This window comes from Nocardia sp. No.11 (assembly GCF_038752175.1).
Classification (GTDB): Bacteria; Actinomycetota; Actinomycetes; order Mycobacteriales; family Mycobacteriaceae; genus Nocardia; species Nocardia canadensis.
Genome location: NZ_JBCGFB010000165.1, coordinates 1 through 10,865 on the forward strand (window position 1 = coordinate 1; position 10,865 = coordinate 10,865).

Here is a 10,865-nt window from a genome sequence, read left to right on the forward strand (position 1 = left end):
CGCGGCGGCGAGCGCGGGCAGGCCGCGGCCGCGCGTGGTCGTCCTGGTCCCCGGCGTGGTCACTGCGGATGCGGCCGCCGCCCGTGCCGCCGCCGAGGCGAAAACCGCCTTCTACGACAGCATTCCGTCGTATCGCCGGGTAATCGAGCTGTCCGGCGCGCGGCGGGCCGCCGAGCTGGTGGTGTACGGCGACGAGGAGATCGTCGCCGCGCGGGTGGCCGACTATTTCGCGGCGGGCGCGACCGAGATGGTGTTCTCGCAGACCGACCTGACCACGCCCGAGGACCAGCAGCGCACCTGGCGACTGCTCGGCGAGCTCAACCGGGCGCGCTGACCAACCGCGGCGGTGGCCGAATCGCCCCGGACAGCGGCCGGCTACAGGCCCATGCCGGTGGCGATGATCGTGCGCAGGACGTCGCTGGTGCCGCCCTGCAGGCGATCGATGCGGTGGTCGGCGTAGAGCCGGGCGATCGGGGAATCGGTGAGATAGCCCGCGCCGCCGTGCAATTGGAGGCACCGGTCGATCACCCGGCCCGCGGTCTCGGTGGCGAACAGTTTCGCCGACGCGGCGTGCGCGTCGCCGAGCTCGCCGCGATCGTGCGCCGCCAGCGCGCGATCGACGACCGCCTCGACGGCGTCGACCTCGGTCTGGCAGGCGGCCAGCTCGAATTTCGTGTTCTGGAAGGCCGACAGGGGCTGGGTGAAGGCGATGCGCTCGGCGGTGTGCTTGCGCGCGAAGCGGACCGCGGCCTTGGCCTGGGCGTAGGCGCCGACGGCGATGCCGAGACGCTCCCTGGGCAGTTGCCCGGCGAGATGGGCGACGGCCCGGTGCGGCGCGCCGAGCACGTCGGCCGCCGGCACCCGCACATCGGTGAAGGTGAGTTCGGCGGTGCCGCTGAGCTTGCGGCCCAGCGTGTCGAGCCTGCGCCCCACCCGGAACCCGGTCGCGGCGGTGTCGACGACCAGCAGCGACAGACCGTGCGCGGGGTCGTCGGGGCGGGGCGCCGCGGTGCGCGCGCAGACGATCACCCGGTCGGCGTGCACGCCACCGGCGACGTAGGTCTTCGATCCGTTCACCACGTAGGTGGACCCGTCGACCGACAGCGGCGCGGTGGTGCGCATGCCCGCGGGCTCGGAGCCGGTGCCCGGTTCGGCCACCGCCAGCGCGAACATGGTGTCGCCGGTGACGATGCCCGGCAACCACCGCGCCTGCTGCGCCGGTGTGGCCAGCGCGGTCACCAGCGGCAGACACCGGGTGACATGGACGCTCGCCCCGCCGAACGAGACCGCCGCCCTGGCGATCTCCTCCGCCAGCACGGTGCGGAAGCCGAACGAGGTACGCCCGGCCCCGCCGAACCGGACCGGCGCCTCCAGCCCGAAGACGCCGAGTTCGCCCAGCCGGTAATAGAACTCGCGCGGGACCTGGCCGTCGTCGTACCACTTGCCGAAGCTGGGCACGACCTCGGCGTCGATGAACGCGCGCATCGACGCCCGGAACGCGGCGTGCTCGGCATCGAGAACTGTCCTGTGCATACGGGATTCCTAACCGGCCTGCGAACGGCCACGAGCCGGCCCGCCCGAGCGTGGATCGGGCGGACCGGCGAAGCGGTGGGACGGACTACTTCGCGGGGGCGGGCACCGCGGGATCCTTGCAGTACGCGCCGAGCTCGGGCGGGCACGGCGCGGTGATCGTCGAGAAGTACTGGTAGGCCGAGAACAGCGCCAGCGGGCCGCCGACCGTGATCAGCCCGACCATGGTGCCGACCGCGCCGAGGGTGGCCGCCCCGAGCACACACCCGGCGACGGTCGCGCCGACCCACGGCACCAGCAGTACGATCACCGGGCTGGCGATGGTCGCCCCGGCCGCGCCACCCACCAGGCAGCCGACCCCGCCGCCGATCACCGCGCCGACGATCGCGGCCACCGCGCCACCGATGCCGACCCGCTGACTGAACGCGCCGAGGGCCGCCTGGTCACGCGGGGTGAACGACTCGGCCACCTGCTTGACCGCGGCGTCCGTGCTGACCAGCTCGGTCGCCGCGGCCACCGGCGTGGCGCCCTCGCGCGAGGGGGTCAGGGTGGCCTTGCCGCCGTCGATGGTGGCGGCGATCGGGAACAGCTTGTCGTCCATCCGGTAGGACAGCGGCAGCGCGGCGACCGGCACGTCGGCGCCGGTGGTGAGCACCAGCTGATCGCCGACGATCTGTAGCTTGCCGTCGGTGGTGGTGACGACGGCGGCGTCGCCCTGCCTGCTGACCTCGTAGTGCACATCGGTCTGTGGCGCCGGGTCGGCGTGGCCGGTGCCCGTGCCGACGCACAGGGCCAGCGCCGTCAGGGCGGCGGTCGCGAGGGTGGTGGACATCTTCATCGGTGATCCTCATCGATCGGGGGTGTACTTCGGGGGTGTCGCGGCGCACCGCGGAACGTTGGGGGGCTACTTTCCGGTGTCGATCAGGCCGTCGGTGAGCGACCAGTGGGTGCCCGCGAAGGTCTGGATGCCGACGGCTTCGAGCGGATAGCCGTCGCTCGCACCGGTTTTCATGCTGATGCCGGGCAGCAGCAGGTCCACGCCGACGTTGTCGAGGGAGCGCATCGCCTCGCGCAGGCCCTCGCGGGTCGGGCACGTCGCCGACTCGAACGTCTTGCGGAAGCTCTCGGCCATCGCCCAACCGGCCATCGCGTGCTGGTTCTCCGGGTCGGCGCCGGGCGCGTACTGGGCCAGCTTGGTCTTGTAGGTCTGCATGCCCGCGTCCTGGGTCCAGCGCGGGTCGGCCGGGTCCTTGAGGAAGGCGGCGCTGACCGCGCCCTGCACGTTCTCCAAGCCGACCGGCCGCAGGGTGGCCATGGTGTTCGACACCTGGGTGAGCACGTGCAGCGGATTCCAGTCGGTGTTGCGCACGTCGGCGGCCAGTGCCTGCGAGGCGAACTTCGGCGTCGAGAAGTTCAGCAGCACATCGGCTTTCGAGTTCGCCAGGTTGCGGACCTGCGGGTCGACGGTGGGGTCGGTGACCTCGAAGCTCTGCTGGGCGACCACCTTCACGCCGCTGCCCGCGACGCCCTCGGTGAACGCGGCGAGCAAATCCTTGCCGAAGTCGTCGTTCTGGTAGAGCACGGCCACGGTCGCGGTCGGGCGCTGGGTCTTGACGTACTGGGCGTAGGCCAATCCCTCGGTGCGGTAGCTGGGCTGCCAGCCGATCGTCCACGGGTGCTCGGCGTCGGCGCCGAACTTGGTCGCGCCGGTGGCCACGAACACCTGCGGTACCTTGCGCTGACCGAGGTAGTCCCACACCGCCGACGAGGTCGCGGTGCCCAGGGTCTGGAAGACCGCGAACACCTGATCCTGCTCGACCAGCCTGCGGGTCTCCTCGACCGTCTTGGGCGGCTGGTAGCCGTCGTCGCGCACCAGGTACTCGACCTTGCGTCCGGCGATCCCGCCCTGCTCGGCGTTGACGTAGTCGAAGTAGGCCTTGATGCCCTTGGGCACCTCGCTGTAGGCCGAGGCCGGGCCCGACAGCGGGTACACCCCGCCCAGCTTGAGGGTGGTGTCGGTGATGCCGACGGTCTGCTGGCCCCGGCAGTCGCCGACGGCGGTGGAGCCGGTCTCCTCGCCGCGGCCGCCGCACGCGGTGAGCGTCGCGAGCAGCGCCGCCGCCACCCCGAGGGCGTGGATCGCCTTAGTGCGCATGTGTTCTCCCTTTCCGAACCAGATGTCCGAGCCGTTGCGCCAGCCGGCCGGTGAGTCCGGCCAGGCCCGTGGGCGCGAGGTACATGACCGCGATGATCAGCAGTCCGAAGATGACGCCGGGCGCCGCCTGATTGACGTCCTGGGCGAAGCTGGGCACGAACATCACGAACAACCCGCCGAGCACCGGGCCCCAGGTGGTGCCGAGTCCGCCGACGACCAGGCCGGCCAGCAGCGTCACCGACAGGGTCAGCGCGAACGAGTCGGGGGAGACGAAGGCGATGACCCACGTGTAGACCGCGCCCGCGACTCCGGCGAGCAGGGCGCTCCAGGCGAAGGCGAGGGTCTTGTAGTGGGCCAGGTTCACCCCGAGCACCTCGGCGGCGATCTCGTTGTCGCGCACCGCGTGCAGCGCGCGGCCGACCCGTGAGCGCAGCATCCCGGCGACCAGCACGAAGGCGATCACGGTGGTCGCCAGCGCCAGGAAGTACAGCCACTGGTCCTCGGCCAGCCCGGTCCACGTGGGCGGCACCGGCTTGTCCACGGTCAGACCCATCGAGCCGCCGGTCAGGCCGTCGAACCGCTTGAGCAGCGGGACCAGGAAGATCGCGATCGCGAGGGTGACCAGCGCCAGATACAGTCCGCGCAGCCGCAGCGCGGGGATGCCGAGCGCGAAACCGAGGACGAAGGTCACCGCCGCCGCGAGCGGGACGGTCGCGAAATACGGCAGGTCCCAGCACTGCATCGCCACCGCGGCGGTGTAGGCGCCGACCGCGAAGAACGCGCCGTGCCCCAGCGAGATCTGGCCGGTGTGACCGACCAGCAGGTTCAACCCGAGCAGGGTGACCGCGTAGACCATGGCCATGGCCAGCTGGAAGGTGTGGAAAGGCACCAGCTGGAAGGGCGCCGCGCAGGCCAGTAGTACGACGGCCGCGGTGGCGATCAGTGGCCAACGGAGGCGGCTCACGACCGAAGTCGCCGGTGGCGCAACAGAAGTCGTCGGCTTCGATACGGTCTTCAGCTCGCTCATACCCGTTCCACCGCCGCGTGTCCGAACAGACCTTGCGGGCGCAGCAGGAGCACGCCCAGGATGATCACCAGTGGCACACCGATCTTGAGTTCGGTGCCGATCGCGTCGACATAGGCGCCGGTGAGGGTCTCGGCGACGCCGACGATCAGGCCGCCCGCCACCGCGCCGCCGGGGGAGTCGAAGCCGCCCAGCGTGGCCGCCGCGAAGGCGTAGATGAGAACGCCGCCCATCATGTTGGGTTCGAGGAACAGCAGCGGCGCCGACAGCACCCCGGAGACCGCACCGACCAGCGCCGCCAGCCCCCAGCCGAGCGCGAGCACGGTGCCGACCCGGATGCCGACCAGCCGGGTAGACTGCGGATGACAGGCCACCGCGCGCATGGCCAGGCCGATCCCGGTGAAGCGGAACAGCAGGTACAGCAGTCCCATCACCACCGCGACGACGGCGAGAATGCCGAGGCTGCCGTACCCGACGCTGACACCGGCGGTGCGCAGCGCACCGTCCGGGAACGGATTCGGGAACGACTTCACCTGGTAGGACCAGATCCAGCCCGCCACCGCGTGCACGGTGAAGAACAGGCCGACCGTGACGATCACCAGGGTGATCTCGGGCGCGCCCTCGACCGGACGGATGACCATCCGTTCGATGAGCATGCCCGCGACGAAGGAGATGGCCAGGGTCAGCGGCAGCGCCGCCCAGAAGGGCATGGTCTGGCTCAGTTGCCAGGCCAGGAACGCCGAGAACATGGCCAGCTCGCCCTGGGCGAAGTTGACGATTCCGGTGAACCGGTAGATGAGCACGAGTGCCAGGGCGAGACCGGCGTAGATCGCGCCCGCCGAGAGTCCCTCGACGAGCTGCTGGACGAAGTCGGTCACGGCCGCACCCGGATTCCGAGGTAGGAGCGGGTGACCTGGTCATCGGCCCTGATCTCGGCGGCCGTGCCGGACAACACGATGCGCCCGGACTCGAGCACATGGGCCCGATGGGCGATGCCGAGGGCCAGATGAGCGTTCTGCTCGACGACGATCACGGTGGTGCGTTCCTCTTCGTTGATGGTGTGCACGATCCCGAACAGCTCCTGGGTGACCAGCGGGGACAACCCGAGCGAGGGCTCGTCGAGCAGCAGCACGCGCGGCCGCAGCATCAGCGCCCGGCCGATGGCGAGCATCTGCTGCTGGCCGCCGGACAGCCCGCCCGCCGGCTCGCGCCGCTTGTCGCGCAGGATCGGGAAGTAGTCGTAGATGCGGCGCAGGTCGGCCTCGGTGCCCGCGCGATCGCGGCGGGTGTAGGCGCCCAGACGCAGGTTCTCCTCGACCGTCAGCGGCGCGAAGGTGCCGCGGCCCTCGGGCACGTGGGCGACGCCGAGCCGGGCCATCGCCTCCGGGGCGCGCCCGGTCACCTCGGTGCCGTCCAGGCGCAGGGTGCCGCGCACCTTGACCATCCCGCACAGGGCCCGCAGCAGCGTCGTCTTGCCCGCGCCGTTGGGCCCGAGGATCGCGCACACCGCGCCCTGCGGAACCGAGAAGCTCACGCCGTGCAGGACTTTCGCCGCACCGTAACCGGCGTGCAGGTCGGTGACAGAAAGAAACTCGCTCGTGCCGGATCCCTTCGGCATGCTCGGGCGGCCTCCGTGGTCACGCTCGGATGCCGCCTCCGGCCGCTGACCGCTCATGCCGCCACGCCCAGATAGGCGCGGATGACGGCCGGATCCCGTTGCACCGCTTCGGGTTCGCCCTCGGCGATGACCTGACCGAACTCCAGGCACACCACCCGATCGCAGGTGCCCATGACGAACCCCATGTGGTGTTCGACCACGACGACGGTCAGGCCGAGATCGGCTTGCAGGGCGCGCAAGCGCTCGGCGAACTCGTCGACCTCGCCGTGGCTCAGACCGTTGACCGGCTCGTCCAGCAGCAACAGCCGGGGCCGGACCGCGAGCGCCCTGGCCAGTTCGATGCGCTTGAGGGTGCCGAACGGCAGGCCCGCCGCCGGATGGTCGGCCACCGCGGTCAGCTCGAGGCGGTCGAGCAGATCGTCGGCTTCGGCGCGCAGCACCCGTTCCTCGCGACGGACCCTCGGCAGCCGTAAGCCCGCGGAGACGAAACCGGCGCGGGCGCGATGATGCGCGCCGACCAGGACGTTGTCGCGGACCGAGAGCCTGGGGAACAGGCCCAGGTTCTGGAAGGTCCGGGCGATCCCGAGTCCGGCCAGCGCGTCCGGCCGGACCGTGGCCAGGTCGGTCTCGCGGTAGCGCAGGGTGCCCGACGTCGGCCGGTGGCGCCGGGTCAGACAGTTGAACAGGGTGGTCTTGCCCGCGCCGTTCGGTCCGATCAGGCCGACCATCTCCCCGGGAGCGACCGCGAACCCGACCTCCCGCAGCGCGGTGATGCCGCCGAAGCGCACCGTCAGGTTGGTTATCTCGAGCATGCGACGAACAGTAAGTTCGCAGGTCACGAGCCACATCGGACGTTGCGGACCAATTTCGGCGCACGCTCTCGTCCGCTGCGGACAGGGCGCCCGGCGGTTGACACCGGTAAATCGGACATGCAAACTCCCCGGACATGTCGGCTGGATCACATCTGCTCACCGCGTCGAACTCGGATCCGGTGCACGCCGAGCGCGCGCGGATCGTCGGATGCGCCTACGACCACGCCGACGACATCGCCGACGACGTGATGGCCAAGCTGCGCACCGAGCTGCCCGGCTACGGCACCGCCGACCCCGGCTTCCTCGCCGACGTGCACGACCAGCTGGCCCGGCTGAGCCGCACCGGGCTCGGCGCGCTGCTCGAACGCAAGCGGGTCACCCCGGCCGATGTCACCTACGCCCGGCAGGCCGCCGCCCGGCGGGCGCGCTCGGGCCTGCCGCTGGTCGACTACATCGCCGCGTTCCGGCTGGGACAGCGCGCCATCTGGAAATCGCTGCTCGCCCACGCCGGCGACACCGAGGCAGGCCGCGAGGCCGTGCTCTCGCTGGCCGGTCCGCTGGCCCGCTACACCGACCTGATCAGCACCCAGGCCACCGACGCCTACCTGGAGTTCCAGCAGTACGTGGCCGCCGAGTCCGGCCGCGACAGCCAGGCGCTGATGGACACGCTGCTCGACGGCACCCTGCCCGCGGGCGGCCCGCATCTGTCGGTGGCCACCGCGCACGGGATCGGCGCGGACCGCACCACCCCGCTGGTCGTGGTGACCGCCGTGGTGCTGGATGGCTCTGCGCGCGCCGATTCCGCCGACGGGCTCGGGGAGACAAGGCAATTGGTGTCCGCGGCCGCCGCGCGGGTCGGGGTCAACGGGTTGCGCACACTGTCGGTGGTGCGCGGCGGCGAGATCGTCGCGATTCCCGCGCTCGGGCGCGACGGTTCGGCCGAGCAGCTGTGCCAACGACTGCGCGCGATGCGCGAGGACCTCGCCGCCGAGGGCATCGCGCTGGCGGTCGGGGTGAGCACCGCGGTCACCGAGGTCGCCCAGATCCCGCGTGCCTACCGGCAGGCCCAGGCCGCGCTCGCGCTGCTGCCCGAGGACGGCGGCGTGCTCGCGCTCCCGCAGCTGACGCCGTTCCGGTACCTGCTGCTGCGCGCCGACGACACCACCCGCCAGCTGGTCGACCCGCGCATCGGCGCCGCGCTGGCCGACGACCGCGCCCGCGGCGGCTCGCTGGCCGAGACCATCCGCGCCTTCGCCGCCGCCGACATGAACCTGCGCGAAGCCGCCGACACGCTGCGCATCCACCTCAACACCGCCAAGTACCGGCTCGGGCGGATCCAGGAGCTGACCGGCCGCAATGTGCGCAGCGTCAACGACCTGGTGGAACTGCTGGTGGCGATCGAGCTGCAGACCGGGCAGTCGGCGCGTTCCGGTACGGCTGTTATAAACGAGGCATGAGCCTCGATCCCGCCATCGCCGCACGCCTCAAGCGCAACGACGCGGGTCTGGTCGCCGCCGTCGCCCAGGAGAAGTCGACCGGTGACGTGCTGATGATGGCCTGGATGGACGACGAGGCGCTGGCCAGGACCATCGCGACCCGCAAGGGCACCTACTACTCGCGGTCGCGCCAGCAGTACTGGGTCAAGGGCGAGACCTCGGGCCACACCCAGTACGTGCACGAGGTGCGGCTCGACTGCGACGGCGACACGATCCTGCTGATCGTCGACCAGGAGGGCGCGGCCTGTCACACCGGCACGCACACCTGCTTCGACACCGACGTGCTGCTGGCTGCCGACTAGTCGCCGTCCTCGGCCAGGACACTGTTCAGCCGCGTCGACAGGGTTTCCCCGAGCTCGGCCAGCTGGGCGGTCTGCTCGGCGTCGAGTCCGTCGAGCACCAGCCGGCGCACGGCCTCGACGTAGCCCGGCGTGGCCGCGAGCACCTTCGCGAATCCGGCGTCGGTGAGCACCGCGTGCACCCCGCGCCTGCCCGCGGTGGAGTCGCGCCGGGCCCAGCCCAGCCGCTCCAGCTTCGACACCACATGCGACAGTCGCGATAGCGACGCATTTGCTTTGTGGGCGAGATCACTCAGCTGCAGGCGATGGCCCGCTTCCTCGGAGAGCAGGCTCAACACCCGGAACTCGAAATGGGTCAGCCCGGCCTCGCGCTGCAGTCGCGTATCGAGCGCACCCGGGATCCGGGCCATGAGCGCCACGATCGCCTGCCAGGCACGCTGTTCGACGGGGTCGAGCCACTGGGTCATCGCCGGCACTGTCTCGCGGCCGAACGACAGGGCGGGTGTACTGGGGCACGCACCGAACCGAGTTTGCCACGACGTCGCTGTGGCGTCCGCGAGTTGGCCGCGGTCGTGAGGTCACTCACAGCATCGCCGACCTCGTATCGCGAAAAGCCCGTCGCCCCAGCCGCTGTCGGGCCCGCGCGCACCGATGGTGCGGCCGGACCCGGCGCGGAGCGTCCGCTCAGTCGGCGTGGCGCGCGTGCAGCAGCGCGAACCCCAGCGGCAGCTCGTCGTGCCCGATCAGCTCGAGCCCGGCCGACTTCAGTACCGCGCGATAGTGGGTGACGGTGCGTTCGCGCCCGCCGACATTGCACAGCATGTGCAGGTCCCAGGCGGGCGCGAGGGACCGGGACCCGTCCTCGGGCAGCAGCCGTTCCACGATGTAGAGCCGGGCGTGCTCGGACATCGCCGCGGCGCACCCGCGCAGGATCGCGCGGCAGTCCGCGTCGTCCCAGTCGTGCAGGACCCGCGACAACAGATAGATGTCACCGCCGGTCGGCACCTCGGCGGTGAAGAAGTCCCCGCCCACCAATTCGCAGCGCGACAGGCAGCCCGCCGCCGCCAAGGTCGTCCGCGCGCGCGGCAGGGTGGACTCGCGCTCGAACAGGATGCCGCGCAGCTGTGGGTTCGCCGCGACCACGCGTGCCAGCAATTCGCCGGTGCCGCCGCCGACGTCGACCACCGTGCGCGCGGTGGCGGTCCCGACGAGCCCGGCGACCTGGCCGAAGATCGACGCGCTCGCCGCCATGGCCCGATCGAACAGGCTCGCACGCTCCGGGTCGGCCCGGAAATACTCGAAATGGTGCCTGCCGAAGTGGTGGTCGAAGGCCGTCCGGCCGGTCCGCACGGCGTAGCCGAGTTCGCCGAACGACTCGTAGAACGCGCCGCCATAGAGACACGCCAGCGGATGCAGCGACGGCTGGGCGCCGGCGGCGAGCAGCCTGCCGGTCTCGGTGAGCGTGTAGCCCGCGCCGAGCGGCTCGACGATCTCGAGCTGGGCCAGGTAGCGCAACAGCCGGGTGAGCGCGTCGAAGTCGGTCCCGGTCGCGGCGGCGAGCTCGCCGAGCGGTCCGCCCGGCGTCTCGGCGAGCCGGTCGGCGATGCCGGACCCGGCGGTGACGGCCAGCGCCTGGGTCGCCCAGGCACCGGTGAGCAACCCGAGCAGCCGCGTCGCGGGATCGGCGGATTCGCTCGTGTGCCGGGCGAGTTCGCGGGGATGCGCACCGGCGACATACAGCTCCACCCGCCGGTCGGTCCGCGCGCCCGGCCTGCGGAAATAGAAGCTGGTGGCGTCCTCGCGGTCGTTGTAGCCACCGTGGTCGGGGCGCAGCCCGCCCGGCCCGGTGAGCAGCGCGCGCAGCCCGGCCAGGGTCAGGGGGTCGACGGGCCCGGTGGCCAGCGCGATGTGGGCCTCGTGCGCCTCGGCGC

General features: G+C 71.5%; 11 protein-coding genes and 1 pseudogene. 3 read left to right on the plus strand and 9 right to left on the minus strand.

The features are described 5' to 3' along the window. A pseudogene (locus V8688_RS29235) lies at positions 1-334 on the plus strand (LLM class F420-dependent oxidoreductase); the annotation flags it as partial. A gap of 41 nt (positions 335-375) precedes the next feature. On the opposite strand, the gene V8688_RS29240 reads toward V8688_RS29235, so the two are convergent. The 7 genes from V8688_RS29240 to V8688_RS29270 all read right to left on the minus strand — a co-directional run bounded on the left by V8688_RS29240 (position 376) and on the right by V8688_RS29270 (position 7,139). Next, positions 376-1,533 (minus strand): acyl-CoA dehydrogenase family protein, encoded by a 1,158-nt coding sequence (locus V8688_RS29240; RefSeq protein ID WP_342802142.1) that lies wholly within the window; start codon positions 1,531-1,533, stop codon positions 376-378. A gap of 85 nt (positions 1,534-1,618) precedes the next feature. Continuing rightward, entirely contained in the window at positions 1,619-2,368 is a 750-nt protein-coding gene (locus tag V8688_RS29245) for a hypothetical protein (RefSeq protein WP_218716875.1), read from the minus strand. A 66-nt stretch (positions 2,369-2,434) separates the two neighbouring features. Further along, positions 2,435-3,685 carry an ABC transporter substrate-binding protein gene (locus V8688_RS29250; protein ID WP_218716874.1) on the minus strand — a complete coding sequence of 417 codons (1,251 nt, stop codon included), beginning with the start codon at positions 3,683-3,685 and terminating at the stop codon, positions 2,435-2,437. Continuing rightward, on the minus strand, positions 3,675-4,649 hold the full coding sequence (locus V8688_RS29255; RefSeq protein ID WP_342802143.1) for a branched-chain amino acid ABC transporter permease: 975 nt from the start codon (positions 4,647-4,649) through the stop codon (positions 3,675-3,677). Before V8688_RS29255 ends, V8688_RS29250 begins: the two co-directional genes overlap by 11 nt. Before the next feature lie 59 nt (positions 4,650-4,708). Further along, entirely contained in the window at positions 4,709-5,587 is an 879-nt protein-coding gene (locus V8688_RS29260) for a branched-chain amino acid ABC transporter permease (protein WP_342802144.1), read from the minus strand. Then, positions 5,584-6,327, minus strand: coding sequence for an ABC transporter ATP-binding protein (locus V8688_RS29265; protein WP_342802145.1), 744 nt, complete (start codon positions 6,325-6,327; stop codon positions 5,584-5,586). The genes V8688_RS29260 and V8688_RS29265 overlap by 4 nt, the downstream gene beginning before the upstream one ends. 53 nt (positions 6,328-6,380) lie before the next feature. Beyond that, on the minus strand, positions 6,381-7,139 hold the full coding sequence (locus tag V8688_RS29270) for an ABC transporter ATP-binding protein (RefSeq protein ID WP_342802146.1): 759 nt from the start codon (positions 7,137-7,139) through the stop codon (positions 6,381-6,383). 134 nt (positions 7,140-7,273) lie between these two features. Here V8688_RS29270 and V8688_RS29275 point away from each other — a divergent pair, with 134 nt between their 5' ends. Beyond that, entirely contained in the window at positions 7,274-8,596 is a 1,323-nt protein-coding gene (locus V8688_RS29275; RefSeq protein ID WP_218716871.1) for a helix-turn-helix domain-containing protein, read from the plus strand. Further along, complete coding sequence (gene hisI, locus V8688_RS29280; RefSeq protein ID WP_218716870.1) at positions 8,593-8,937, plus strand: phosphoribosyl-AMP cyclohydrolase; 345 nt, start codon at positions 8,593-8,595, stop codon at positions 8,935-8,937. The genes V8688_RS29275 and hisI overlap by 4 nt, the downstream gene beginning before the upstream one ends. On the opposite strand, the gene V8688_RS29285 is transcribed toward hisI, so the two are convergent. Together V8688_RS29285 and V8688_RS29290 are read right to left on the minus strand one after the other, a co-directional pair. Further along, positions 8,934-9,401 carry a MarR family transcriptional regulator gene (locus tag V8688_RS29285; protein ID WP_342802147.1) on the minus strand — a complete coding sequence of 156 codons (468 nt, stop codon included), beginning with the start codon at positions 9,399-9,401 and terminating at the stop codon, positions 8,934-8,936. The genes hisI and V8688_RS29285 overlap by 4 nt on opposite strands. 217 nt (positions 9,402-9,618) lie before the next feature. Then, positions 9,619-10,865 (minus strand): methyltransferase (locus V8688_RS29290; RefSeq protein WP_342802148.1); only part of this gene is annotated, 1,247 nt, incomplete at its 5' end.

Coding starts and splice junctions, on each gene's coding strand:
- V8688_RS29240 (WP_342802142.1), bottom strand. CDS start 1,533: ATGCACAGGACAGTTCTCGATGCCGAGCACGCCGCGTTCCGGGCGTCG.
- V8688_RS29245 (WP_218716875.1), bottom strand. CDS start 2,368: ATGAAGATGTCCACCACCCTCGCGACCGCCGCCCTGACGGCGCTGGCC.
- V8688_RS29250 (WP_218716874.1), bottom strand. CDS start 3,685: ATGCGCACTAAGGCGATCCACGCCCTCGGGGTGGCGGCGGCGCTGCTC.
- V8688_RS29265 (WP_342802145.1), bottom strand. CDS start 6,327: ATGCCGAAGGGATCCGGCACGAGCGAGTTTCTTTCTGTCACCGACCTG.
- V8688_RS29270 (WP_342802146.1), bottom strand. CDS start 7,139: ATGCTCGAGATAACCAACCTGACGGTGCGCTTCGGCGGCATCACCGCG.
- V8688_RS29275 (WP_218716871.1), top strand. CDS start 7,274: ATGTCGGCTGGATCACATCTGCTCACCGCGTCGAACTCGGATCCGGTG.
- hisI (WP_218716870.1), top strand. CDS start 8,593: ATGAGCCTCGATCCCGCCATCGCCGCACGCCTCAAGCGCAACGACGCG.
- V8688_RS29285 (WP_342802147.1), bottom strand. CDS start 9,401: ATGACCCAGTGGCTCGACCCCGTCGAACAGCGTGCCTGGCAGGCGATC.